18 protein-coding genes and 1 tRNA gene are annotated in these 26,291 nt (G+C 44.8%); 9 read left to right on the forward strand and 10 right to left on the reverse strand.

What is annotated here, in order from left to right; genetic code table 11:
• Positions 1–43: 43 nt before the first annotated feature.
• The 3 genes from HQ39_RS07720 to rsmH are packed head-to-tail and all read right to left on the reverse strand — an operon-like array spanning position 44 to position 3,639.
• On the reverse strand, positions 44–2,284 hold the full coding sequence (locus HQ39_RS07720) for a penicillin-binding protein (RefSeq protein ID WP_052079539.1): 2,241 nt from the start codon (positions 2,282–2,284) through the stop codon (positions 44–46).
• Positions 2,285–2,311: 27 nt separating this feature from the next.
• On the reverse strand, positions 2,312–2,650 hold the full coding sequence (locus HQ39_RS07725; RefSeq protein ID WP_036789272.1) for an FtsL-like putative cell division protein: 339 nt from the start codon (positions 2,648–2,650) through the stop codon (positions 2,312–2,314).
• A 32-nt stretch (positions 2,651–2,682) separates the two neighbouring features.
• Positions 2,683–3,639: a 16S rRNA (cytosine(1402)-N(4))-methyltransferase RsmH gene (gene rsmH, locus HQ39_RS07730; RefSeq protein ID WP_036865215.1), complete on the reverse strand. Its 957-nt coding sequence runs from the start codon at positions 3,637–3,639 to the stop codon at positions 2,683–2,685.
• A gap of 304 nt (positions 3,640–3,943) precedes the next feature.
• Between rsmH and HQ39_RS07735 the strand changes: the two genes are divergently transcribed.
• The 8 genes from HQ39_RS07735 to cobM all read left to right on the forward strand — a co-directional run bounded on the left by HQ39_RS07735 (position 3,944) and on the right by cobM (position 14,446).
• Positions 3,944–5,620 (forward strand): hypothetical protein, encoded by a 1,677-nt coding sequence (locus tag HQ39_RS07735; protein WP_036865217.1) that lies wholly within the window; start codon positions 3,944–3,946, stop codon positions 5,618–5,620.
• Between the two features lie 412 nt (positions 5,621–6,032).
• On the forward strand, positions 6,033–6,452 hold the full coding sequence (locus HQ39_RS07740; RefSeq protein WP_081964522.1) for a hypothetical protein: 420 nt from the start codon (positions 6,033–6,035) through the stop codon (positions 6,450–6,452).
• Between the two features lie 34 nt (positions 6,453–6,486).
• Positions 6,487–7,029, forward strand: coding sequence for a histidine phosphatase family protein (locus HQ39_RS07745; protein WP_036865219.1), 543 nt, complete (start codon positions 6,487–6,489; stop codon positions 7,027–7,029).
• A gap of 183 nt (positions 7,030–7,212) precedes the next feature.
• Positions 7,213–9,087, forward strand: coding sequence for an amidophosphoribosyltransferase (locus HQ39_RS07750; protein ID WP_036865220.1), 1,875 nt, complete (start codon positions 7,213–7,215; stop codon positions 9,085–9,087).
• A gap of 4 nt (positions 9,088–9,091) precedes the next feature.
• On the forward strand, positions 9,092–10,006 hold the full coding sequence (locus HQ39_RS07755; RefSeq protein WP_036865221.1) for a sirohydrochlorin cobaltochelatase: 915 nt from the start codon (positions 9,092–9,094) through the stop codon (positions 10,004–10,006).
• A 44-nt stretch (positions 10,007–10,050) separates the two neighbouring features.
• Positions 10,051–11,460, forward strand: coding sequence for a precorrin-3B C(17)-methyltransferase (gene cobJ / locus HQ39_RS07760; RefSeq protein ID WP_036789285.1), 1,410 nt, complete (start codon positions 10,051–10,053; stop codon positions 11,458–11,460).
• A gap of 11 nt (positions 11,461–11,471) precedes the next feature.
• Positions 11,472–12,659 carry a bifunctional cobalt-precorrin-7 (C(5))-methyltransferase/cobalt-precorrin-6B (C(15))-methyltransferase gene (locus HQ39_RS07765; RefSeq protein ID WP_036865223.1) on the forward strand — a complete coding sequence of 396 codons (1,188 nt, stop codon included), beginning with the start codon at positions 11,472–11,474 and terminating at the stop codon, positions 12,657–12,659.
• Positions 12,660–12,667: 8 nt separating this feature from the next.
• On the forward strand, positions 12,668–14,446 hold the full coding sequence (cobM, locus tag HQ39_RS07770; RefSeq protein ID WP_036865225.1) for a precorrin-4 C(11)-methyltransferase: 1,779 nt from the start codon (positions 12,668–12,670) through the stop codon (positions 14,444–14,446).
• Positions 14,447–15,116: 670 nt separating this feature from the next.
• Here the strand turns inward: cobM and HQ39_RS07780 are convergent.
• From HQ39_RS07780 to hpf, 4 genes are all read right to left on the reverse strand, one after another.
• Positions 15,117–16,025 (reverse strand): discoidin domain-containing protein, encoded by a 909-nt coding sequence (locus HQ39_RS07780; protein ID WP_081965416.1) that lies wholly within the window; start codon positions 16,023–16,025, stop codon positions 15,117–15,119.
• A gap of 32 nt (positions 16,026–16,057) precedes the next feature.
• Positions 16,058–17,944, reverse strand: a complete 1,887-nt coding sequence (locus tag HQ39_RS07785; protein WP_036865227.1) for a RagB/SusD family nutrient uptake outer membrane protein — start codon at positions 17,942–17,944, stop codon at positions 16,058–16,060.
• 56 nt (positions 17,945–18,000) lie between these two features.
• Complete coding sequence (locus tag HQ39_RS07790; protein ID WP_052079541.1) at positions 18,001–21,177, reverse strand: SusC/RagA family TonB-linked outer membrane protein; 3,177 nt, start codon at positions 21,175–21,177, stop codon at positions 18,001–18,003.
• Between the two features lie 1,122 nt (positions 21,178–22,299).
• A complete protein-coding gene (gene hpf, locus HQ39_RS07795) occupies positions 22,300–23,511 on the reverse strand; it encodes a ribosome hibernation-promoting factor, HPF/YfiA family (protein ID WP_036865248.1) in 1,212 nt (403 codons plus the stop codon).
• A gap of 398 nt (positions 23,512–23,909) precedes the next feature.
• On the opposite strand from hpf, the gene HQ39_RS07800 reads away from it, so the two are divergent.
• A complete protein-coding gene (locus HQ39_RS07800; protein WP_036865228.1) occupies positions 23,910–24,734 on the forward strand; it encodes a hypothetical protein in 825 nt (274 codons plus the stop codon).
• A 273-nt stretch (positions 24,735–25,007) separates the two neighbouring features.
• Here the strand turns inward: HQ39_RS07800 and HQ39_RS07805 are convergent, their stop codons facing one another.
• From HQ39_RS07805 to HQ39_RS07815, 3 genes are all read right to left on the reverse strand, one after another.
• Positions 25,008–25,388, reverse strand: a complete 381-nt coding sequence (locus HQ39_RS07805; RefSeq protein ID WP_036789297.1) for a hypothetical protein — start codon at positions 25,386–25,388, stop codon at positions 25,008–25,010.
• Between the two features lie 22 nt (positions 25,389–25,410).
• Complete coding sequence (locus HQ39_RS09565) at positions 25,411–25,593, reverse strand: hypothetical protein (RefSeq protein ID WP_152565539.1); 183 nt, start codon at positions 25,591–25,593, stop codon at positions 25,411–25,413.
• Between the two features lie 423 nt (positions 25,594–26,016).
• Positions 26,017–26,090 (reverse strand) — tRNA-Ala (locus HQ39_RS07815).
• Between the last annotated feature and the right edge of the window lie 201 nt (positions 26,091–26,291).

Consider the following 26,291-nt stretch of genomic DNA (forward strand, 5'->3'; position numbering starts at 1 on the left):
AATTATTCAAAACTAAGCACTTCAAGAAAATCTGCTTGACCTGCTAATGCAGTCTTATGAAGAGTTGTGCGCCCGGCTTTATTTTCTGTCCTGCCGGAATGGACTGTGCCACCACTTTAGATCCATGATTGCCTACGGATACTTTCAAGCCACAAGACTGTGCAAGATAAATGGCATCCATTGGCATCATGCCTATTAAAGAAGGCATCCGATCCTCTGCAATATTAACCTCTTGAGGGAAAGAGTTTCCTAAACTATCTCTTCCATACTTGATCCAGTTGGAAACCTCTCCATCTGCTTTCTCGATACTATTCTTATCTATCACAAACTTCCAAGCCTTCTCCACTACATCGCCTCTTCCACCATGTATCGGCATACGGAATGTAGCCAGAGAGTCGGGAGTTATATCGTTCAGTTCCGCATACATCGTAGTGGCATGGATCTGTTCGGCGATAGACTTTACCACCGGACCACAGACAGCACCTGCTCCCAGCCTGGTTTGTGGTCTGCTTATCACCACAATTATACTGTATTTAGGTTCAGACGAAGGAAAGTATCCGGCAAAAGTTACATTCTTACCTCTTCCATATCCTCCACGTCCCTCGGAAATATAAGCCGTTCCAGTCTTTCCGGATATTTCTACGGAGTTAGACAGAGCAGATTTTGCCGTTCCTTCGGTTACCACTTCTCTGAGCATCTGCTGTATCTGTCGCAGAGTCTTTTCACTTGCCATACGCTCCTTTACAACCGTAGGCTCTGTACGCTTCAGCACCTCTTCATCCCTCACGATTTTTCTTACCAGATACGGCTGCATGACCTTTCCGTTATTGGCTATACCATTGTAAAAGCGTAGCATATATATAGGAGGTATCTGTGTCTCGTACCCGAAAGATATCCATGCGATGGAGGTTTTATCCCAATTTTTCGCCTCTTTTATAAAAGGTTTTGCCGTACCGGGAATTTCCAGAGAGATCGGTTCAAGCAAAGACATCTTTACCAGTCGGTCTCGAAATGCTTTATAGTCGTTCCCATATCCTCTTGTTACAGCCTTGGCAACACCAACATTGGAAGAAAACCAGACAGACTGCGCCAAAGTAATATCTCCGTATCCCCCGCGATCTTTGTTGTGGTCCATAACAACCCTTTTATTGAAGAGCCATGTTCCATTGCCTACATCTATCATATCATCGGGAGATCCATGTCCATCTTCCAGCACAGCCATTACGGAAGGCACTTTAATTGTGGAGCCTGGTTCCAAAAGATCCCTTAAAGCATGATTGACAGTCTCTGCATACTCTCCGTTGCTCTTTCTGTCGAGGTTGGACATCGCCTTTATCTCTCCTGTGGCAACCTCCATAATCACGGCGGTTCCCCATAGAGCATCAAACTCCTTCACTTTCTCCAATAGAGCCCGCTCCGTTATGTCCTGAATATTGACATCTATGGTTGTATGTATATCGCATCCGTTTACAGGTTTTTTCTTTACCGGATAGACCCATTGTCCGCTTACTCTTTTTTTAGCATTGATACCCGGCACTCCACACAACAGAGAGTCGTACTCCAACTCCAATCCGCTACTACCATGCGACAATCCTGTCGAATCTGTTTCAGAACGCAGAAAACCCACCGTCCGAGAAGCCATATTACCATAAGGTCTCTCTCGTCTAATCACCGGTTCATCTATGATTCCACTGACGTTTCTATTCCGAATATTGAAATATGGAGCTGCAGCAAGCTGTTGTCGTTCCAGGTGTGAGATCTCTTTGGGAATGATACGCTGAGTACGGCGTTTACCCTTTCGTCCTTCGGCGTAAGCCTTCATCAAGTACTCCTTATACTGCCTTACACTTTTATCTCCCAGTATTCCGGAAAGATACCAAGCCATAGAGTCCACATTTGCCTTGAATATGGAGTCCTTAAATCCGGCAGCCTTAAAGTCTATGCTTACCTTGTATCTTGGTACACTTACAGCCATGGCAGTATTCATAGCCGAGTAGATATTTCCCCGTGTAGGAAGTACCGATACATCCGGTTGCTGGTGAATTTTATCTTTCTCCAGCCAGATTTGTCGCTCTGTTGTGGTTACAACAAGAGCTTTTACAATGACTCCGAAACCCACACAGACCATCAACCAAGCGTAAAGATGATAGAAGTTTTTCAGAAACTTCTTCCGTTGCTTCTGTACAACGATCTTATCTTCTTCACTTGATCGACCTCCTGCCACCTTTTGGCGGCTCTCTTTATCTCGGATCCTGTTCCGAAACTCTTTTGGACTATCGCTCATCTGTCTGGGGCTCTATATTGAAGATCTCTAATCTATATATATGGGTGGCGTATCCGGAGAGGATATTTCGAGTTCGGCACTCTTCACTCTCTCCTCTATAACGGTGATGCGTCTGTTCTGAACAAGAGTAGAGTTCACCGATATTCGCTCCATTTTAAGCTCCTTCACTTCCTTTTTCAGCTTTTCGAGCCTTCTCTGAAAGCCCATAGACGTATATGATGCGGTGATGGAGATAAAAGAAGAGAGAACGACGGCTATGGCATACTTCGTAGTGCGTGGCGTCCAGCGGTTTGCCACCCACGTTCCATCAAGAAAGCCGAAAAAAGTACTTCTTGATCTGTTCTCCTTGCCACTCTTGCTACTCATAAATTTTCAGTTATAAAATCTTGAAACCGTCTCTACTCCTCTATGTTCGGCATACCTACACGCAGTTTTGCACTGCGAGAACGAGGATTCCTGTCTATTTCCTCAGCAGAAGGCAACACGGCTTTCTTGAACAAGGGGCGCATTGGAGAGAGTACATTTCCATACATATCCACCTCTCTTGTCCCCTCCATGTTGCCATAGCGGAAAAAGTTCTTCACCGGTCTGTCCTCCAGAGAGTGATAGGTAATGATTGCTATCCGTCCATCATCTGCAAGAAGCTCTCTTGAATACCTCAACAGATCTTTCAGAGCTCCCATCTCATCGTTCAACTCTATCCGAAGAGCCTGAAAAAGCTTTGCCAGACTCTTCTTATCGTTCTCCCGGAAAAGAGATGGAGAGAGTATGCCTATAAGGTCATTCACTGTTCGTAAAGGCAAACCTTTCTCAATCGCTTGCTTTATAGTCTTGGCTATACGATACGGCTGATTCAGCTCCCCGTAGTTTCTAAAAATCAAAGCCAACTCCTCTTCCGTTACAGAAAGTAGAAGATCCGCAGCGGTCTGTTTCTGTTGAGCATTCATCCGCATATCCAATGGAGCATCAAATCGGAAGCTGAAACCTCTGTCCGGATCATCGAAATGATGAGAAGAGACACCCAAATCCGCCAATATGCCATCCACTTTCTCCACTCCGATATAAGCGAGATAGTGGCGAAGATACCGGAAATTCCCATGCACGAAAAGCATTCGCTCTTCTCCCTCCGGGATATTCCGAATAGCATCTGCATCCTGATCCACAGCAATAAGCCTGCCTTTAGAGGAGAGTCGCTCCACGATGGCTTTGCTGTGTCCTCCTCCTCCGAATGTACAGTCGACATAGATACCATCCGGTTTTATGTTCAACGCATCCAGTGTTTCATCCAGAAGCACCGGTACATGATAGCTTTCCGCTACCTTGATATTTGGAGTGGAGTTTGGTGTTTTACGCATTTCTTCGATGCAAAATATTGGGGGTAAAGCTGAAATCAAAGGTACAGATTATAGTTCAAATAAAAAACAGGTTTTTAGAAAGAAATCCACAAGAAAAGCTCATCACTTTTCATCGATCGTTCGAGTGTGATGCAAAACCCGGAGGTTTCTTTATTTTTCCCACTTATTTTCATAACTTTGAGACAGACACAGATAATACCTTTCTGTAAAAAGCACGATCAAAACCTTTTATTCGCTTTTCGGAGCAGTGTAGTACTCCGAGCGATTTATATTATTTATTCATTCATCAATAAAACAAACCATTATGGCTAATGAAAAACTCAACCTTAAAGCAGTGAAAAACTCCAAAGAGTTTAAGATTGACTACAGTAACATCAAACAACTACAAGAAATAGAGTTTGACGATACGATCAAGGTCAAACGCCAAACATTCGGCAGCTACAAAAGACGCAGAGAAAAGTTGGACAAACCTCTTGTTAAGCGAGTTCCTCGTCCTTCTTTCGGGCCGGATTTGAAGCTCTTCACCAAGTATTCTACACATGTTTATACCAAAGGAAGGATGATCGTTGTCGTAAACTACGACTTATATCCGGACATTAAATCTTCCATAGACCAATACGTTCTCGATGTTGCAAGAGACGGGTACTATGCAGATGTGTATAGATATAAAGGAGGAACGGCGGCAGATTTAAGAAAATTCATTATCCGAAACCGAAAGAGATTTATTGAAAATCCGCGAGAAAGCAAGGGAGAAAAGAAAAACGAAAAAGACAGAAAGAGAAAAGCAGCTCTCAGAGGTGTAGTATTCGTTGGGAATCTTCCCATTGCATGGTATGAGCATAAAGTTAGAGGTCACTCCTCGGTATTTCCTTGTGATCTTTTCTTCATGGATGCCAATGGAAGATGGAAAGACAAAGACAAAGATGGAGACTACAATATACACGCCGGAGATATAGATGCCGAGATATGGGTGGGCAGAATATGGACTCCCGACATGAACGGCAACAACGCCCGGCTTATAAATCAGTACTTTGCTCGCAATCACTACTTTAGAAAAGGACTCTTAGGACAATCCAATAAAGGTCTGACCATCGTGGATGACGACTGGGCAGGATTCGGAGATTGTGCTATGGATATGATGCTTCCAAGCAGTAACATCGACGTTTGCACGGACAAAAAAGAAACCAATGCCAACACCTACAAGGCAAAGATGGCTAAACATTTCGGTTGGGCTCAGGTTTGTGCTCACTCCAACCCTTATCTCCACCGTTTTTCTATCCCTAACGAACCATTCAAGGAGGAGGACAACTACATAAGAGTCAAATACATCAAAGACGAAAATCCTCCTCAAGCAAACTTCTACAACCTCTTTGCATGCAGCAGTGCCCTGTTTACTCAGCCGGATTATATGGCAGGATGGTACATTTTTGACAAGCTCGGCAACGGTATCAATCCGGGTATGGCTGCAATAGGTAGTACAAAGTCTGGGTCGATGCTCTTCTTTGAAAACTTCTATGGCCCGATGGGCAAAGGCATGACAATAGGAGAAGCCTTTGTAGAATGGTGGAAATGCTTGGGAGCTAAACATGAAGACTGGGAAATAGGCTGGTTCTACGGCTTGGTACTATTGGGAGACCCGACACTAAACTGGTGGAGCGGTGTTGTTCCAAAACAAATAAGCCCATTCCCCTACCAGATTTTCAGCCACTACCCAAGAGATACAAGGTTTGAATGGACTCCCGTTGCAGTAGAAGGTGTTCCTGTTGAATACCACGTGGAGACGGATCATTTCTGTTGCGGTTGGGCTTCCGACCAAGCAATTGAGAGCGGTAAAAGCCACAATTACACCTACAAAACATCTAAAACATACCTTGATCATCTGTTCGTTGGAGCTCAAAGAGGCCGTTGGCGTGTCAGAGCAAAAGTAGGAGATATACTCTGTCCGTGGAGTGAGTGGAGGTATTTCTGCTATACTATTTAATCCTTGCTACTATTTCACAATTCTGTATTTTGAGGCACCGCAGTAGTCGGTGCCTCTTTTATATCCGTTCACAAAACAGACTATACACTTACAAAAGATGATGTGATGCCTTATACAGTTGTAAATCAAGAGCCGGTTTGTAGAAGTTAAGACTTGATTTGCAGGATTCAAGGCTCGATTTGCAGGCATCAAGATTTGATTGCTCCAAATGAAGATTTGGTTTGAAAATCTTAACCCGTTCAACAAAGAAAATATCCCTGTTCAGAACAACTTTTGAACACGGAAAAGAGAAGAATGAAAAGACTTGCAGAAAAGAGCGGAGAGGAGTGTGCAATAATCTTAAAACTACTATTTTCAACTTCCACATTTTAATATATCTTTGTGCCCGTAAAAGTATTAGAAAAAAGATACTATGGAAATTCGTATCAGTCGTATTCTAAGCGAATACTACGACTTTACCCGAAAAGAGTCAGAAGAGCTCATCCGTGCCGGTCGGGTGACTAAGAATAACGAAGTAGTGGGTATCGGCGACAAAGCCTGTGTGGATGATGATGTGCGTTTGGACCACTCGTCTGTTCCCCTAAAAGGCATATTCAGAAAAGTAAGTAGAGAAAAAGCTCGCTCCTCTCAAGATGTATTTGTCCGTTTTGGCAGGGATGAGCAGGACGATAGAGATGGCATACGCTTCTCTTCTCCAAAAAGCGCAGAACTAAGGAAAGGAAGAAAGATCAGCTCCGGCACCAAGGGGCCGAACAGAAAAGGCAAGAACACCGAAGCTCCGAAAGAGAGCTATCGTGAAGCTAAACGCCTTGGCGGAATGAAGAAAGGGTGATGCCCCGTCCCCCTGATGCAGAAACCCCGATAATATGACAATAGACTGGATAAGACACACCTCTTTAAGCATAGACCCCATACTCTGTTACGGACAAACGGATGTTCCCGTATCCAAAAACTTTGAACGCGAAGCCGAGCAGGTCAAACAGAAGTTGGATGCTCTCGGACACAGGTATGATGCCTCTTTTACTTCCCCTCTGAGCAGGGCGACACTGCTTGCGGACTACTGTGGATATGGCGATGCCATAAGGGATGACCGGCTTATGGAGTTTAACTTCGGAAGTTGGGAGATGAGACCGTGGTATGATATTTCAGATCTTGCATTGGGTGATGAGAATCTCTGGTTTGCCACATGGCATCAGATGGAGATACCGGATGGAGAGACTCTCCAGAATATGATTTTGAGGGTAGAAGAGTTCATCTCTTCCTGCAAAGAGAAAGGCTACTCCCACATTATCTGTTTCTGCCATGGCGGTGTCATCAATACCGCCCAGTACATTACCGGACAGATCGGGTACGATGATATATTCAAGCTCACCCCGAAGCATGGTGAGATCATATCCATCTCTCACTAAGCGAAACATCCGGAGCAGATGCTTGCAAAACTTAATAGGAACGCTCTCGTCCATGGACTATCTATGGTCGGGAGCATTTTCATTTGCGCTCCCGATTGCGTAACTTTACGTTTTCAAACTTTGAAGGCATCTTCGACAGATGTCTTTCGGCTTACAAACCAATAAGATCTACAATACATCGTAATGGAAACATTGAAGCACGAGTGCGGTATCGCCCTCATCAGACTACGCAAACCCCTCTCCTACTATCATGAGAAATATGGGACGTGGCGTTACGGACTGAACAAAATGTATCTTCTCATGGAGAAGCAGCACAACAGAGGGCAAGAAGGAGCCGGAATGGCTTGTGTTAAACTGAACACTCCTCCCGGTGAAGAGTACTTCTTCAGGCATAGAGCTCAAGGCAGTAGTGCCATCACAGAAGTGTTTGAGGATGTCAGAAAAGATATAGACTCCACTCCGGAAGAGCTTTTCGAGAGTATAGACAGCATCTCCAAGCATGTCCCCTTCGCAGGAGAGTGCTACATGGGACACCTTCGGTACAGTACTACCGGCAAGAGAGGTATGGCTTTTGTCCATCCGATGATGAGGCGTAGCAACTGGAGAGCAAAGAGTCTGCTCTTGTGCGGGAACTTTAATCTGACATCGACGAATAAGATTTTTGAGTCCATCACATCCGTAGGACAGCATCCGAGAAATATGTCCGACACTCACATCGTCATAGAACAGATGGGACACGCATTGGACAGAGAGATAGAGCGAGTGTACAGAATAGCAAAAGGTATGGGACTTGAAGGCATGGACATTACCGACCATATAGAAAGCCATATCAACCTTTGCAATCCGCTCTCAAAGTGTTCGCCACTATGGGAAGGCGGGTATGCCATGTGCGGTATGACAGGAAGCGGAGAATCTTTTGTTATGAGAGACCCTGCGGGGATACGCCCTGCTTTCTATTATGTAGACGACGAAATCGTTGTCGTTGCATCGGAAAGAGCCGTCATCCAAACCGTTATGAACCTCACTTTTGATAAGGTTAAGGAGCTTCCGAGAGGCAGTGCCATCACGATAGATAAAAGCGGTGAGCAGGTCAATATATTCGAGATCCTGCCACAAGCACCCAATGCGGCTTGTTCGTTTGAACGCATATACTTCTCCAGAGGTAGCGATAGAGACATCTATAAAGAGCGCAAGGCGTTAGGGGCTAATCTCGTTCCACAGGTGATGAAGAGTATAGATTACGACTTGGATCATGCCGTATTCTCCTTTATTCCGAATACTGCCGAAGTGGCTTATTTCGGGCTTGTGGAGGGTCTGAATAAAGTACTCAACGAACAAAAACTAAAGGCTATCCAAGAGCTCTCGAACCCTACATCCGAAGAGTTGGGCACTATCCTCAACAAGCGCATAAGGGCTGAGAAGGTGGCGGTAAAGGATATCAAGCTGAGAACATTCATCACTCAGGGCGAAAGCCGAAAGGAGTTGGCGGCACACGTGTACGATATTACTTACGGCTCTTTGAACCGAAACGAGGATAAGCTGGTGGTTATCGACGACAGCATCGTTCGGGGAACAACGTTGAAAGAGAGTATCATCACCATTCTTCATCGTCTCGGTCCCACAAAAATCGTAATCGTATCATCCGCACCTCAAGTGCGTTATCCGGACTGCTATGGTATAGACATGAGCAGGCTGGAAGAGTTCGTCGCGTTCCGTGCAGCTGTTGCGCTGCTCGAAGAGAGAGGACAAACCGCAGTGTTGGATGAGATCTACTCGGACATTATCAAGGCAGAAGCGGAGAACAGACTCACAGAACAGAACTTTGTGAAGCGTCTTTATGCTCCGTTCTCGGTGGATGAGCTGAACACAAAGATGCTTGAACTCCTGATGCCGGAGGGTATAGATATTCCTGTCGAGCTGGTATTCCAATCCATGGAAGGGCTTCACGAAGCTGTTCCGAACCATCCGGGCGACTGGTATTTCTCAGGTAACTATCCGACCAAAGGCGGAAATGTTTTGGTAAACAGAGCGTACATCAATTTCTATAAGAACAGATAACACTATGACAGATAACAATCAAGATAAAAAACTACTGACTCACTCGAAAGCCGGGAACAAGGTTTTTGAAGAGGATAACATCTTCGATCATGTAACGGATGGAGATAGAGTGGCTATTCTTATGGCGCACTTCGGAACCACTCATGAGGATACCAGAGAGAAGACCATAGATATAATAAATGATATGGTTATGGCTCACTATCCGATGATAGATATGTACGAGGCGTACACATCGCGTATCATCGTGAAGCGTCTCAAGGATAGAGGAGTGGAGAAGATGTTACCGTCGGAAGCTCTAAGGCTTCTGGCAGATCAGGGATACACTCATGTCATAGTGCAGCCTACGACAATCATCTGGGGAGTAGAGATGGAAAGCCTCTGCATAGACGTCGAGGAGATCCGAGACAGGTTCAAAGAGGTTCGTCTATGCTCGCCACTTCTTTCGTATGAAGAGGATTATGATGCGCTCATAGAGGCTATGACGGCTGAGACAGAAGAGGATGAAGTTTATCTTTGGGTCGGTCACGGCACTTACGATGTATCTACAGCACAATACGCGATGCTCGATTACAAGCTGAAAGATCTCGGTTATCCCAATCACATTATAGGCTGTATCGAAGGCTATCCTTACTTTGAGCAGGCTCTCTCACAACTACGCAGGTTGGACACCAAACGTGTACACCTTCAACCGCTTATGCTGGTAGCCGGAGAGCATGCCAAGAACGATATTGCGGAAGACTGGAAAGAGATGTTGGAAGAAGAGGGATACGAAGTGGTTCTTCACCTTTGCGGACTTGGAGAGTTGCCTGCCGTTCAGGAGCGTTTCCTTGAACTTCTCACCTTCTATTCCCGATACCGAAAGATCGGAATCATGCAAAAGAAAAGCCTTTATATCTCCACAGGAAAGAAGATGAAGTAGAAAGATTTTGAATTTGATACCTTAAGAACAGTAGAGCATAGCGAATGAAGAAAGGAAAAATAGTAGTCGCCGGGATAGGTCCGGGCGGTAAAGAAGATATATCACCGGCTGTATTGGATGCCGTAAAGACGGCAGATGTGGTCGTGGGATACAAATATTATTTTCAGTTTATAGAGTCTGTTCTCTCTCCCGGCACGGTCTGTATAGATACAGGCATGAAGAAAGAGCAGTTGCGAGCCGAACAGGCATTCGATCTTGCAGAAGAAGGCAAGACGGTGGTAGTGATCAGCTCCGGCGATTCCGGTATTTACGGCATGGCGCCACTGGTATATGAGATGAAAGATGAACGCGATAGCGACATCGAGGTAGAGGTATTACCCGGCATAAGTGCCTTTCAAAAAGCGGCTGCTTTGCTGGGTGCTCCCATCGGACATGACTTTTGCGTGATCTCTCTATCCGATCTCATGACTCCCTGGGCTACCATTGAGAAGAGAATAGAAGCCGCAGCAATGGCAGACTTTATCACTGCCGTCTATAATCCCAAGAGTAATGGCAGGTATTGGCAACTGCACCGACTGAAAGAGCTATTCCTTAAACACCGCGATCCTCAAACGCCTGTGGGATACGTCCGTCAGGCAGGAAGAGAAGATCAGAATATCACTCTTACCACATTGGAAGCGTTTGATCCGGAAGAGATAGATATGTTCACTCTTGTTCTGTTAGGCAATTCCCAGACTTATAAATCTGCCGACGGTAAGATGATAACCCCTCGCGGCTATTATCGAAACAAGGGTATGCAGGCGGATAAGATCGGACAGGATATCATGATCCGCAGTTTTCAGACCATCGAAAGCGAGTTGGCAAACAAAAATATCCCGTTGGATCACAAGTGGGCTCTGCTCCACTCCATCCACACAACCGCAGACTTTGACATGGAGAAAGTACTCTACACAGATGAAAAAGCCGTAGAGCAGCTTCATGAAGCCTTTATCTCCAAGAAAGTAAGTACCATCATCACGGATGTTACCATGGTTGTCTCCGGCATCAGAAAGGGAGCATTGGAGCGTTTGGGCATAGAAGCCAAATGCTATTTGCACGATCCGAGAGTAGCACAGATGGCTACGGAGAAAGGCATTACCCGTACTCAAGCCGGCATCCGATTGGCGGTAGAAGAGCACCCTGATGCGCTTTACGCTTTCGGCAATGCCCCTACCGCACTTATCGAACTATGCGATCTGATCCGAAAAGGAAAGGCTTCACCTGTCGGGGTGATAGGTGCTCCGGTCGGGTTTGTGAATGTTTGCGAGTCGAAACACATGCTCAAGTCTTTCCCTTCCATCCCTAAAATCATAGTGGAGGGACGCAAAGGCGGAAGCAATCTGGCGGCTACACTTGTAAACTCCATCCTGACTCTCGACGATGCCGAACAGCTTCGCCCCGGACGAGATCTGTAATAAACGAAAAAATGAAGTTCACTATCATTGGCATAGATGACAATAGAGAGCAGCATCTCTCCCCTCATCTTCGGGAGCGTATAGCCCGAAACAGTGTCTTTTCGGGCGGATTGCGTCATAAAGAGATCATGGATCCCTACCTGCCCGAAGGGTATAGTTGGATTCCGATAGTAGTTCCTCTCTCTCAAGTTTTCGAGGCATATCGCCGGCACGAAGAGGTTGTGATATTTGCCTCAGGCGATCCGCTCTTCTTCGGATTTGCCAATACTGTTCTGCGAGAAATGCCCGAAGCGGAGATTGATCTCTATCCCTACTTCAACTCTTTGCAGCTACACGCTCATCGCCTCCTGCTCCCCTATCAGGATATGAAGATTGTCTCTCTCACGGGACGTCCTTGGCACAAGTTCGATGAAGCTCTCATTCTCGGATATGACCTTATAGGCATACTCACGGATAACAAAGAACATACCCCTCAGACCATAGCCAAACGGATGCTGGAGTATGGATATGACAACTACAAGATATCCGTAGGCGAACTGCTGGGCAATACCGAAGCGGAGCGTGTTACCACTCATGGTTTGGAAGAGATCGCTTCGCAGTCGTTTGCATTCCCCAACAACATCATCCTCTACAAGCAATACACCCGTCCCCGACCGTTTGGTCTTCATGAAGGGAACTTTCATCTGCTCAATGGTAGAGCCAAGATGATCACAAAAATGCCTATCCGACTTCTCTCCCTGAGTGCATTGGAGCTTCGGGAAAGGAGTGTCTTTTGGGATGTAGGATTCTGTACCGGCTCCGTTTCGATAGAGGCAAAACTCCAGTTTCCACACCTTCAGGTTTATGCTTTTGAACAGAGAGAAGAGGGGCGGATGCTCATCCATGAAAATGCAAAAAAGTTCGGAACGCCCGGCATCAATGCGTTTATCGGAGACTTCACAGAGACCGAGACGGATGCTTTACCTGCTCCGGATGCTGCTTTTATCGGTGGACACGGAGGCAAGATGAACGAAATCGTGGAGAAATTATCAGGGAAAATGGGGCCGGGAAGTATATTGGTCTTTAATGCCGTATCCCCCGAAAGCAGGCAGATGTTCCTTGAAGCGTGCGAGACATACGGCTTCGGAGAGATGCAGAGTACCCGAATCACGATAGACGACTTCAATCCGATAGAAGTCATGAGGGCTGTTAAACAGTAAGACGACAGATGAAATCCATTGCAATCATATTGGTTTCCGAGCGTAGCCGACACCTTGCCGAAACCATTCTAAAGGAGTATCCCGACGCGGAGATACATCCGCTCACCCATGTCGGCGAGTTATTTTCCAAATCCGATGCCTTAGTCTTCATCGGGGCTATGGGTATCTGTATCAGGACTATCGCACCATATATCAGAAACAAATACACAGACCCTGCCATTGTCAATATAGACAGCACGGGGCAGTTCGTTGTATCTGTTCTCTCCGGGCATGTCGGAGGAGCAAACGAACTCTCCACAGCTTTGGCACGAGTGCTTGGAGCACAAGAGGTGATCACCACTCAAAGCGATGGTCTCGGCTTATGGGCATTGGACACGATAGGTAAAAAGTACGGTTGGAAGACAGAAACCTCCGAAGCCAACCTGAATGCACCCATCACGCTATTTGTTAATGACAAGCGGGTAGCCCTTCTGCTCGACATCAAAGATAGCGGAACGGCATACATGGAGCGTACCAAACCGCCGCACGTAGATCTCTTCTACAACATTGCGGATATAGAGTGGAAAGAGTACGAGCTGTTCATAGCCGTCACGCCGAAGATATACAGAGAGGTGCCTGTCCCTGCCATCTACTATCGTCCGAGTGTATTGCACCTCGGCATGGGATGCCGTCGCCAATGCTCCTCTACCGGAGTAGCCGGCTATCTGGAAGAAGCCCTTACAGGTTTTGGCTACTCTCCCCTCTCCATTGCTTCACTATCGTCCATAGAGCTAAAGAAAGATGAGCCGATGCTGCACGAGCTTGCCACGCATTTTGGTGTGCCTCTCCACATCTTTTCGGACAGAGAGTTGGATGGAGTGGAAGTACCCAACCCCTCCAAGAAAGTAGAAGAGGTAACATCCGTACCGAGTGTATCGGAAGCCTCATCCATTATGGCTGCAAAGGGAGGAGCTTTACTGTTGGAGAAGCAGAAAGGGGCACTTTCCGCCGGGAATGAGTTCACATTCGCATTGGCACAAGATAGAGCATCTGTTCGCTCCGGTCATATAGAAATTGTAGGTGCCGGTCCGGGAGATCCGGAGCTTGTATCGGTCAAAGGGAAAAGATTTCTGCAACAGGCGGATCTTATTCTTTATGCCGGCAGTCTCGTACCCATAGAGCTGACCCACTATGCCAAAGCGGGAGCCACAGTGCGTAGCTCCGCATCGATGAGCCTTGAAGAGCAGTTTGAGATCATGAAAGAGTTTTACGACAAAGGGCTTTTGGTGGTTCGTCTGCATACGGGCGACCCTTGCATCTATGGCGCCATCCAAGAGCAGATGGCACTCTTCGATGCCCACGATATGTCGTACCACATCACGCCGGGTATCTCATCATTCCAAGCGGCGGCAGCGGCTCTTCGATCGCAGTTTACCATTCCGGAAAAGGTGCAGACCATTATCCTCACTCGTGGAGAAGGGCGTACCATGATGCCGGAAAAGGAGAAGCTCCACCTGCTGGCACGTTCTCAGAGCACCATGTGCATCTTCCTCAGTGCCGGCATCGTGAGGGATGTTCAGGCTCAACTCCTGGAGCACTATCCGCCAACCACTCCGGTGGCTGCCTGCTACAAACTTACGTGGAAAGATGAGCGCATCTACCGGGGAGAGCTGAAAGACTTGGCAAAAATCGTGGAAGAGAACAACCTCACCCTAACCACCATGATTGTGGTGGGAGAAGCCATAGACAACCGGCACGGATTATCGAGACTTTATGCAGATGAGTTCAAACATCTGTTCAGGACATAAGCGATAAAAGAGCAGATAAAGACACTTCCTCCTGGCAGGGAAGTATAAACTCTACTCTACAAAACCGACAGGAAACCGAGATAAAAGCTCCTTGATCTTTTCAAGGAGCTTTTATCTTTTGGAAAGAACACTTTGCCAAAAGAGATTTTGCAGAGTAGTTCAGAGACAAGAGATGAAGAGTGAAAAAGGACGGAAGTGTACTCACGTCTGAGAGCAAGCTCGAATCTCGAAAGCAACACCGTAAATGAGATGCCGTGCAAAAGTCTCGATGAAGCTGCAATGCTTTATTGAAGATGAGCTGAAAGCATTCAAATGTTTCTCTTATCCTGTTAGATAGTTCCATTAAGCAGGAACAAATCTGCAAATCAAGGCACGATTTCCGGAAGTCAAGGTTTGAAAAGCAGCAACCAAGTACCGATTTATAAAAACCAAGCTTTGAACGTGAAGAGTGAATCTGTTTGGGAGAAGTTTTTAATAGGGTAACAGAAAGTTTTGAACGGCTTAAAGAGAGCTTTGGAAAGGGATCCTTGGTGCAAAAAACTTTGCCAAAAGAGATTTCCACCCAAGCATCCGAGAGCGACAAGAGGGCATAAAAAGAGGAGAGTCCCCGACATGCCGGGAACTCTCCTCCATTCATATATAGCTTTAGATAGTAATCTCTTGCGGAGTATTACTTGTTACCGTAGCTGTCGATAATCTTCTTCGCTTCCGCTTCTGCGTCATAGATCTGATAGATAACCTTGTAAAGCTTAAACTCTGCCATATTGAAGAAGGTAGGAGCTGCGCCACTGTTGGTTCTCATTACAGTAACACGAAGATGCTTGATAGCAGGATCTGCATCTATTGGTTGAGAATCGTAAACAGAAGAAGCTTCGGTAGGAAGACCGCTATTGATGCGAGTAAGCTCTTTCCAATCCTCTCCGTTCACACTACCGGATACAATAATGTCTTGAGGTTTTCCGTTTCCATTATTACGGTTCTTATACCAGAACTTAAACGCTTTCTGCTCTTGAGGAATAGCTATCTGAATGTAGTGTGCTTCACTAATCTGAGAGCCACTCCATCTGGAGTGGAAATATGTTCCATCGTTACCATCGACAAGATTGGCAATAGGCCCTTCCGAAGGCTCTTGAGCATTGGTAGAAAGCATTTCGGCAGTCAATGGAATAGCTTCCGTAGAGAATGATGTTACAGGTGCTACGGGAGCAGATGTAGCCTTGAGAGTCTGACTTGCACCTTCTTTACCCGAACTGCTCACCACAGTTACCGTAAACGTATATTCTCCTGCTACCTTGAAAGTCTTGGGTATAACACAAGAAGTGGAGTAGTTGCTGGTAAGACGGGTAGCGTTCTTATTGGTATAAGGGTCGAAGTAGCTTACTTTGACATAGAGCAAGTCCTTGCCTGCTTCTTCCACTTTATCCCAATGAAGCACGATCTGTCCCGGAGTTGTCTCATATCTTAAATTGGAGATGCTGATAGGCTCTACCGTAGGCATATCCTGCTTTTCCTTACAAGAGGTGAAAGCAAAAGCCAGTAGAGGCATAAGAGCCAGCATCATTACTTTTATTCTTTTCATTGTATTGTCTTTGTGTATTAATGGTCAGAATTTTAGTAACCCACATTTTGAACCAGATTGCGGTTCTTATTGATTTCACCTTGAGGGATTGGCATGAGATAGTTGCGAGGAGAAACGAATGAACGTTGTACGTCCACAGTCATCACCTGACACATATCTTCCAACGTTGCAGCCTTCATGTTAAGACCCTTTGGCTGTTGAGAGAAGTAGGTCTCTGCAAGCAACCAGCGGCGCATATCCCAGAAGTTTTGTCCTTGAAGGTACATCTCCACCATACGTTCTTGGCGTACAATCTCACGCAGACCTTCTTGAGAGTTGGCTTTGCCCGGCTCTTTTGCTCTTGCCCAAGCTTCATCTACAGTAGGGATACCGGCACGTGTGCGGATCTTATCCAAGTAGGTCTTTGCGGTAGTAAGGTCTCCTGTCTCCACAGAAGCCTCTGCCATAAGGAGGTAAAGATCTGCAAGAGAGATGAACGGATAGATAAACTGAGGGTTGTTACCCGGACGCTTGGCAGGAGAAACCAGTTTCTTGTTCAAGAAGAGTGTAGGACAGTAGTCGTTATTACGCAGATTGTTAACAGGACCTCTACCTCCGGGCTCTCCGGCAAGCATCTTCATCACAACCTTCTTACCATTCTGTCCTCTGCGAAGATTACGTGCATAGTTTCCTTTTTCGTCCTTGTTGTCTATCTCGTAGTAGCCATTTTGGAAAGCCACCCAAGCATAAAGACGAGGCTCACGCTTGAAAAGGAAGTTAGGAATGCGGCCTTCGGCATTGGCATAACCCGAAGGAACGTCCATAAGATTCCACCAATCAGACTCTGCAAAGAACTCAGGATCTTGGTCGATAGGCAGACCATTTTCTGTGTAGAAGCGCTTCATCATGTTGAGCGTAACACCTACACCCGAATATGCATTGTCTGATCCATGGTATGGTGCAGATTTAGCTGCGATGTCATACCAGCCTTGTTGTCTGGTATCACCCCAGATAATCTCTTTGGTATTATCTCTATCAAGAATCGCAAAACGCAAAGAGCGTTGGACAGGATCTTGTGGTTCGGGCAAGCTGGATAGTGCTCCCTCTTTTGCCACATAGAGTTCAAAGCCGTCTGCTTCCGCAAGAGCAATGGCTTCTCTAAGTGCTTGTACGGCTCTTGTCCATTTGCTTGCATCAAATGTCAAAGGCATAAGCTGAGTACCATTAGGGCTCTTAAGATCTGCATAGAACTTAGAGTTACCATTGAATAGAGGAGAAGCCACCATCACATAGAGCTTAGCCTTGAGAGCTTTAGCCGCTGTGCTCGTAACCAAACCATATTCGCTACCCGTACGTTCCTTAGGAAGTTTCGCAGCCGCAGCATCAAACTTGTCTGCAACAAACTTAACACACTCATCCAACGGACGGCGAGGCAAGAAGTCTTTAGCGTCTGTGTTAAGATCTTCTACCTTAGTCACGATAATGGTAGGACCGTAGTTTTGAATAAGCAGATAGTGATAAAAACCGATAAGGAACTCGGCTTGTGCCTTGTAGTCCTCTATTTTGTCTTTCTCCATACCGGGTACCTTATCTATATTGTCCAATAGCATGTAGCAGTAACGAATACCGGTAAAGAGGCTGTTCCAATAGGAGATAACAGGATCGCTGGCAGTATAAGTTCCTTTCGGGAATCTTGCAAAAAGCTCGTGTTCAAAAGATGTAACCACTTCATCTCCGGTAAGGAAGTCCAGCCCACTTACTGTAGCAGAAAGTCTTGGAAGAGATCCGTAGCAAGAATAAAGGAATTTTTCTGCAGACTTTGCATTCTTGAAAGAGTCTTCTACGGTAGCTGTCTCATCCGGAACCACGTCCAAATAGTTACATGCTCCCATTGCTCCCATAAGAAGCAGAGCCAATAGTATGTTATATATCTTTTTCATGTCTAATTCTCTAAATCGTATTTGTGATCATATATGTATGTACACCTCTCTGCCAATTACTTAAATGACACTTGAAGACCCACGTTTATAGTAGTCTGAGTAGGATACTTTAGACCATTACCACCACCCATTTCAGGGTCCCAATGCTTAAACTTAGAGAAGGTATAAACGTTCTGAGCAGAGACATAAAGTCTTGCATTCTTGTAAGTATAACCGAGCTCTATGTTTTTTAACTTCAAGAATGAAGCGTCACGCAACCAATAAGTGGAAACAGCAGTATTGACAGCTTTATCTTGTTTAGTAAGTTCAGGATAAGCGGCATGTATATTTTGGTTAGAAGCACTCCAGTGATCATCGGCAATAAACTGCAATACGTTGCGGTTAGACTGTGTACCGAATGGGTGGAAACCGGATAGCATCATAGAGGTATTAGCAACACCTTGGAAGAAGATACCGAAATCCACATTCTTGTATTTCATATTAGAGCCGAGACCATAAATGATTTCAGGGATTGTAGGATAACCGATAGGCATACGGTCATTAGAGTCGATACGGCCATTGTAGTTGCCATCTCTATCCGGAAGATCCTTATACTTAATGTCTCCTGCCTTGGCTCCATTGGCAAATGAAGACTGATCCGGGCTGTTTGCAACCTCAGCATCGTCAATGAACAGACGCTCTGCAACATATCCTGTCCAGACATTCAAGCTACGACCAACCTGTGAAAGAAGAGGGTATTCCAAGAAGAACGGTTCGTCCCACTTCTCTACACGGTTGCGAGCAAAGGTAAATGTACCACGAACATTGTACCAGAAGTCTTTGCTTACATTCTTATTGAAGTCAAGCGCAGCATCTATACCACGGTTGCTGATCTCGGCAAGGTTACCATAGATCTTGGTTGCCGCCGTACCCATATAGCTTGGAACAGCTCCACGTTGCTGGAATACGTTGGTACGATACTCATGGAAGAGGTCTACATTAAGGCGAAGACCTTTAAGGATTTGAAGGTCGATACCGACGTTTGCTTTCTTTCCGACTTCCCAAGTAATATCAGGATTACCGAAGCGTCTGATATTAGGACCGGTCAAACCATACTCTTGGTCCAAACCGGTAGTATAAGAAGGACCTCCACCTTGCAGGTTCACATCGGGAAGGTATACGAAACGGTCTCCACCGATAGCCTCATTACCCACAAGACCATAAGAACCACGAAGCTTGAAGAGAGGGATATACTCCTTGATCGGTTCCCAGAACTTCTCTTCGGAAACATTGTAACCAAGAGCCACAGAAGGGAAGAAACCGAAGCGTTTACCCTTTGCAAAGTTTTCGGTACCATTGAAACCGAAGTTGGCTTCAAAGACATATCTGTTGTCGTAGCTGTATGTGAAACGACCTGCAAGACCTTGTTTGCGACGTGGCAAGTTGTGCAAGATGTTGTCGTTAGAGAGGTTATTGGCTGTCTCTTCCTGGTTATAGTTGAACATAGCGCCCAAGTCGTGTCCGCCGAAATTGCGATTCCATAGCAACATAGCATGTGCATAGAAACGGCGGTCTCCGTTGTTTCCTCCGGCTGACTTCAAGTTTGTGTTCACTTCATCAGCCAAACGGTTGAGTGTAAAGTCGTACTCTCCGGTTGTTGGATTCAACTGATATCCTGTCAACTCGAAATAGTTGTTATCACGGAAACGGCTTGTGCTTGTGGAAGCCCAGTTCTTAAACGAAGCCAAGGCAGTAAACTTAAGACCCGGAGTGATCATCTTGAGATCTTGTGTAAACTCAAGATTAGCGATTACCGTAGAGTTGAAGTTGTCTGTATAACCCGCAACAGCTGTGGCGTAAGGGTTAGGAATCATTGAAGGACCGATCTTTCTTGCTCCCCATTTGGTATAAAGCGTTTCGCCATCCTCAGGATAAGCTATCGGGAAATCTACCGGGTTGGAGTTGATTACCTGTCCAAAGATGTCGTTGATCGCTGTTCTCGGACCTCTGCTCTGTCCTATCTGAGCATTCAAACGGAGTGCAAGAGAAGAAGTCTCCGTAAAGTTCACTCGGATATTGTTTTGGAATGCGTAACGATAAACATTGAGAGAGTTATCAAAAGAGCTATGCTCCAAACTTCTATTCTTCAACATACCTGTCTGATGGTCGGCTGTAACGGACATGAAATAGTCGAGCTTCTTACCACCACCACGTATATTGAAGTTTGCCTTTTGGTTGAAAGCAGCTGTCTTGAACAGCTCATCGTACCACATTACATTAGGGAAAACGTAAGGATTAACCCCTGCGCGAGTGTTCTCGATCTTCTCACGTGTGTACTTAACGTCACCGGTAGGAAGGTTGTCCAATGCTTCGTTGAACAGCTCCATAAAGCGAGGGCCATCCACAAACTTAGGCAGACGGGTCGGAGTATTTACATATCCCTCCACACGTACATTGATAATCGGTTTCGGAAGATCTGTACCTGTCTTGGTGGTAACAATAACCACACCGTTTGCACCACGAGAACCGTAAAGCGCAGTAGCCGTAGCGTCTTTAAGGATAGAGAACCCTTCGATAACTTCAGGGTCGAGAGCGTTAAGGTCTCCCGCTGACACCGCCACACCATCAAGGATGATAAGTGGAGAGCTGGCGTTTACAGAAGAGATACCACGAATCCAGAAGTCGGCACCATCGGCACCCGGAGCTCCCGTTCTTTGAACAGAAACCACCCCGGCAAGACGTCCTGCAAAAGATGCAGAAAGATTGGAAGCCGGTACTTTAAGCTCTGCCGGACGGACGGTCTGTACAGAACCTACAAGAGAAGCTTTCTTCTGACCTGTGGCAAACGCTGTTACGACAACATCCTCTGCTGTAAGGACGTCTTCTTGAAGCACAACATTTACATTCTGTACGCCTCTAACGCTCAAACGCTCGTTGCGATAACCGACAGAAGTAAAGATCAGGTGTTGGTTTTCAGCCACTCCGCTGATCGTAAACTCCCCTTTGGCATTGGTAATAGCTCCCTTTGAAGGCATCTCTGCAACGCGTACACGCACGCCGCCGAGCGGTGCTCCCTTAGAGTCCACTACCTTACCTTTGATCGTTTTTCCTTGATTGGCTTGCGCCTCCGTTGTTACGGCAGCATCTCCATTAGGAGCAGCGTATGCAACAGGAGCAATGCTCAAACCACCCAAGCATATAGCCCCTGCAAGAGCAATCCTGCACGGCCATAGTGATAGAAATTGTTTCTTCATATCTCTAAAAAGTGATTTTTGGTAAACTGTTATAATTGTGTTAAACATACTTCCAATTCACCTCCTTTTTTGTTTATTAATAAATCCTCAACAAAAAAAGAGCGGTCATTAGCTAAATCCTTTGTGGAACATAGACTTATTCCGTAAAGAACATACCCATATTCGTGTCAAAAGTAGTTATTATTATTAAGACCAACAACTTTAATAAGACTCCATTACACTTTCAAACAATCTTCACACACCTTTATGTCGCATATATCCTACACTTATACTATATGTTAACGATAGATGTTAACCATGTTAATAAAATTAACACCTCTATTTTCATCTGTTTTCGATAAGAAAAAGAAAGATATTCATCCCTTAAAAGCAGGCATTTCCTCAACGACAAAAAGGTGTAAACTTAGACAAAACAGACTCTTCTCAGCCCCTGTTTCCAAAACACCAATCCACCCAACCAGCATCTCCAAACGGTATAAGAGGTAAAAGACCCATCTCCACGATAGGAAATGTTAATGCAACTTTTCCGATCGACATCCTTAAACATCAAACAATATTTTCGTTACTGCGAATAAAAGAGGCGTTTTTTGAGAAAATTAAGAGTTATCACAATCATCCTTTTAATGACGCAAAAATGGGATTAAAATATAAAATCAATCTCGGATAAGAGACAGATTTCTATTCTAAACCTATTCGTAAAAGTTGTTATACGTGAATAAAAACAGCTCTGAACGCTTAAAATGTTTCCGATCAAGCTTTGATTCTCAAAAACCACGGCTCGGTTTCCCAAAAGCAAGGCTTGAATGGCAGACAGCAAGTGGCAATTTTCACCAACCAAGCCCTGAACGGATGCTCTTATAAGATTCAGAGAAAGATGTAAACAGAACTAACGTCTTTTTTCAACCGGGTCATCAAAGATTGATAAACAGTCTGTTTCTTCAAGCCCCGCACATAACAAAAGCCCACACTTACCTCAACGGTGAATGTGGGCTCATACATTAAAAAATCTTGTACTTTTAGCTGTTTTGCGCCAGCCAATCAGTCTATCAAACTGAGAGATACACACTTCAAAGACAAGGCATCGCGCCTCTCGTTTCTAAGCGGTACCATGAAAAGAGTCTATTATCGTCTATGCGTTTGTTTATATTTATCTATCTGTTTTTCTATTGCTTCCAGTGCCTCTGTCAAAGCCTGCTCGAAAGAGTCTGCACTCTTTACAGCCACCAATTCGCTGTTCGGAACAGCGACAAGCACCTTCGCCTCTTTGTTACTATTCGTTTCCGGTTTTATGAGAGAAAACAAAACATCTACCCTGATGATGTCTCCTAAAAAGCGTTCAAGTTTTGAGACCTTCTTTTCTGCAAACGCTTCTAACTGAGTGCTAAGCTCAAAATGGTTAGCTTGGATGTTAATGTTCATACGCTTTACTGTTTTTGCTCTGGGATGAGCGTGATACATTTTTTGCAACTCCGTAAAAGAAGTATGCGTATAAATAGTTGTGGTTGAAAGGTCGGCATGCCCCAACAGCTCTTTTATACTGAGCAACTCGGATCCGTTATTAAGCATCGACGTCGCAAATGAGTGCCTCAAAACGTGAGGGCTACGCTTTGTGAGTCCGGCAACAGCCCCAAGTGCACCCCTCACCATAGTATAAAGCTGTGTGGGAGATATACTCCCCCCACTCTCTGTACACAAGAGATATGGATGCGAAGGTGCTATGTCTTCCCTTCTACACAAATATAACTCTATTTTTTTTAGCAAACAAGAACCAAAAGGTACAATTCTCTCTTTATCCCGTTTACCTAAAACTTTGATCTCCATCTTCGACAAATGGATGTCTTCGACCTTAATGCCGCACAGCTCGGATCTGCGAAATCCGGTCTGATAAAGCATATCCACGACAAAAGCAGTGTTGAGATCTTTGTGCTGATGAGAGGAAGCATAAACATCATACAGATCCGAAATGAGGTGCAGTAGCACTTCGCTTCTGACATAAGCAGGCAGCTTCCGCTCCTCTTTGGGCATGGAAAGTCCGAGACAAGGATTCCGCCCGATCTTTCCCTGCACCCGAAGATAGGAGTACCAGCTTCTGACGGCACTGATTTTCCGTTTTATGGTCGTGGCTTTAAGATTGGAGGTGGAAAGCTTCAGCATCCATTTGCGCACCTCTTTGGAAGAAATATCGGCATAACGCTCTTCTCCTCCCTCCCCAAACAGCTCCGCAAGAAAAGCCAACCAATCCGCAAGATCTTTCTCATACGCGAGAATGGTATGAGCGGAAGCATTGCGCTCATACCTCAAATAGTCTATGTAGGACTGAAACAACTCTCCCATCTTAATCTGTCTGAGATAAATTTCTTTGAAACAACCGGCTCTGCTGCCGAACAAACAAGGATAGCCCGGAAATAGAAAAGACTCTCCCATGCGAGGAATAAATATAGCAAGAGTTTGGAAAGAAGACAAAAAAATAACCGACAGCGAAGGATTTCTTGCTATCGGTTATGACAATAAGATGAGCGTATGTGTACAGCAAAAATTAAGACAGACAAAGCTCCGGATCAATACTTCCAGGGTGTTTTTTTTGAAAATTAACCTAATACACGTACATTTACAATCCTTAAAGCCCAATAATAAGACGGCAAAATGTGTTATTTACGGCAATCGCCCTTGTAGAAAGAGTTATTACATCGGACGAGAGCCTATATCTCATCCACTGTTTAATTTGATTCGTTATGTTATACTTTTTCATTGCAGTAGTTGCCATCATCTTTTTTGTAGCAATAGTGAAGGTTGCATCCGGCAACTCGACATCTCCACAACCAACGGCATCCGCCCTCACAGAAGAGCAACAGCGGTGGATACAAAAAGTAAAGTCGATCTTTGAAGAAAATAGAACCGTATCATTTTTAGATATTTTTGTAGAGTGCGGAATGCCTAAAGAGATAGCTCACTCCAAGAATGCAGAAGCAGTAAAGCAAGCTTTCCCTTTCGACAAGGAGGAGACCAGACACAACGGCTACGATATTTTCACCTCCTATCAATGGGCTGTTGCCCGACGCTACGACCTGCAACACGACAAGCTGGACCCTATCGACGCTTCGCAACATGGGCTTAACCTGCGAAAAGGGGAAGTAGCATATCACGTGATATATGGCGTGGAGCTTCATGAAGAAAAGACTACTCATTATAATATAGCTTATTCGGGAGTGCGGTGGGAAAGTGGTTTGCTGCATGCCGGAAGCATCTCTTTTATCGGGAATGAGATTACCAGCTTCTCTCTTATGGATATTGGGAGGTTGTTCATCTCTAATGAACGTATATTGTTCATCGGAATGCGAAATAATGTAACAGCATCAATACCGATCGAGAGCGTGCTCTACTACAATCTTTATCAAGATGGCGTTCTCATCCATATACCGAACAGGAAACCGTTGTTACTAAAATTTGATACCGGATATAAGCCCGAAATACTCCACGTAGAAGATGGACTGAACGAGTTTGTCAGTGTGCTTGATCGTATTATTTCGGGCACTGAAAATCAAAAACTGTCGGAATGATTATACCTCAACAGAGGGATTCAATGGCAAAACACTTCAGGACAAAAGTGTTAGATGAAACAATAATACTAAAAAAAGCCGAAGCGTAATTGCTTCGGCTTTTTGGGTATCAAATCATAACTATTCGGACTCTGCAAGGAAATAGAATATCTTCATATCTATCCTCTTCTCTGAAATATCTCCCGGAGGTTGCTAATCTGTAAAATAGTTCTCAGAAAAGCTAAGGCTGTAGAGAGCAGCAATGTTTTGAATTGAACAACAGATTAAAGACCCTTAATCCATTATCATTTCTTTATTTACACCAATACAGATATTGTTTTCGTCAAATAGCAGTATAATAATATAAGGCATTTCTGCCCAAGTACATAGAGTCCCTTTTCTCCCGGTATCCGCAACAGTACAAGCTTGTATTATTCTGGGGGCACCAACCTTTTCTTTGATTTCATCTAATGTTTTGCCAGCAAGATTACCCATTGCGACAAAGTCTTCTTGCAACATGTACCCTTTTGCCGTGGTCAGACCGGCAATAAAATACCCTACAAGTAGCCCGAAACCTAATCCACACATTACTCCAACCGTTGAAAAATCGGAAAGAAAACCTCCAATACCAAAGCCGATTAAGGCAAATGAGGTTGCCATTGAATGCTTATTCATAACTCTCCTGTCATTTATTATTTCAAAAGTCTTTTACATACTCTTCCGCCCTTTTGTGGCAATTCTGTAACATGATTCTACACTCCATTCTGTTATATGTACTTGCTTGATACTTCCAAATGGTGTATTGGTTGTTTCTTTTCACACAACTGCCCGTGGTCATGATGCCCACAAAAGCGATTGATGTAAATAATGATTTTCTCATTGTTTACAGTTAACGATTCTCAAATATATAAATCTCATAAAACAAGAAGCCCCCTCTTTTGTTTTTTTTCAGAACAAGTATTCTTAACCGACAGTACAAACTTCCGGAAAATTGAATTTCGGTTATAGTAAAAAAGAAGCATAAGGACCTTAGAAAAAGTGTTGAATGAAATAATGATACTAAAAAAGCCGAAGCATAATTGCACAATTGCTTCGGCTTTTGGGGTATCAAATCAGAACTATTCGACCTCTGTAAGAAAACAGAATATTATCATATCTATCCTCTTCTCCGAAATACTCCTCAACATTCGTTTTGGAGCTTTTTACCTGATGTTATGTTCAAAGATTAAACACATCGAGAGCTTGAAAAGAGGGGAAAAAAATAACCAACAGCAAAAGACTTATTACTATTGATTATAAAAAGTGGAGGATATCGGACTCGAACCGATCACCTCGACACTGCCAGCGTCGCGCTCTAGCCAGATGAGCTAATCCCCCAGCGTGTGTATATGAAAGAGATATTGAAACAAAAACCAACTAAGTAGAAGGGAGTAGAAGATGCCTGCTCCTTACTAATCATTCATCTGTGTGCTTACCTGCGTCATACCCAAGTAATAGCTGTCTGTCATTTATATAAACAACAGACACGAATACTTCGCTCCAGAAAGGAGGTGTTCCAGCCGCACCTTCCGGTACGGC

It is taken from the genome of Porphyromonas sp. COT-108 OH2963 (assembly GCF_000768895.1).
Classification (GTDB): Bacteria; Bacteroidota; Bacteroidia; order Bacteroidales; family Porphyromonadaceae; genus Porphyromonas_A; species Porphyromonas_A canoris.

Coding starts and splice junctions, on each gene's coding strand:
- HQ39_RS07720 (WP_052079539.1), bottom strand. CDS start 2,284: ATGAGCGATAGTCCAAAAGAGTTTCGGAACAGGATCCGAGATAAAGAG.
- HQ39_RS07725 (WP_036789272.1), bottom strand. CDS start 2,650: ATGAGTAGCAAGAGTGGCAAGGAGAACAGATCAAGAAGTACTTTTTTC.
- rsmH (WP_036865215.1), bottom strand. CDS start 3,639: ATGCGTAAAACACCAAACTCCACTCCAAATATCAAGGTAGCGGAAAGC.
- HQ39_RS07735 (WP_036865217.1), top strand. CDS start 3,944: ATGGCTAATGAAAAACTCAACCTTAAAGCAGTGAAAAACTCCAAAGAG.
- HQ39_RS07740 (WP_081964522.1), top strand. CDS start 6,033: ATGGAAATTCGTATCAGTCGTATTCTAAGCGAATACTACGACTTTACC.
- HQ39_RS07745 (WP_036865219.1), top strand. CDS start 6,487: ATGACAATAGACTGGATAAGACACACCTCTTTAAGCATAGACCCCATA.
- HQ39_RS07750 (WP_036865220.1), top strand. CDS start 7,213: ATGGAAACATTGAAGCACGAGTGCGGTATCGCCCTCATCAGACTACGC.
- HQ39_RS07755 (WP_036865221.1), top strand. CDS start 9,092: ATGACAGATAACAATCAAGATAAAAAACTACTGACTCACTCGAAAGCC.
- cobJ (WP_036789285.1), top strand. CDS start 10,051: ATGAAGAAAGGAAAAATAGTAGTCGCCGGGATAGGTCCGGGCGGTAAA.
- HQ39_RS07765 (WP_036865223.1), top strand. CDS start 11,472: ATGAAGTTCACTATCATTGGCATAGATGACAATAGAGAGCAGCATCTC.
- cobM (WP_036865225.1), top strand. CDS start 12,668: ATGAAATCCATTGCAATCATATTGGTTTCCGAGCGTAGCCGACACCTT.
- HQ39_RS07780 (WP_081965416.1), bottom strand. CDS start 16,025: ATGAAAAGAATAAAAGTAATGATGCTGGCTCTTATGCCTCTACTGGCT.
- HQ39_RS07785 (WP_036865227.1), bottom strand. CDS start 17,944: ATGAAAAAGATATATAACATACTATTGGCTCTGCTTCTTATGGGAGCA.
- HQ39_RS07790 (WP_052079541.1), bottom strand. CDS start 21,177: ATGAAGAAACAATTTCTATCACTATGGCCGTGCAGGATTGCTCTTGCA.
- hpf (WP_036865248.1), bottom strand. CDS start 23,511: ATGGGAGAGTTGTTTCAGTCCTACATAGACTATTTGAGGTATGAGCGC.
- HQ39_RS07800 (WP_036865228.1), top strand. CDS start 23,910: ATGTTATACTTTTTCATTGCAGTAGTTGCCATCATCTTTTTTGTAGCA.
- HQ39_RS07805 (WP_036789297.1), bottom strand. CDS start 25,388: ATGAATAAGCATTCAATGGCAACCTCATTTGCCTTAATCGGCTTTGGT.
- HQ39_RS09565 (WP_152565539.1), bottom strand. CDS start 25,593: ATGAGAAAATCATTATTTACATCAATCGCTTTTGTGGGCATCATGACC.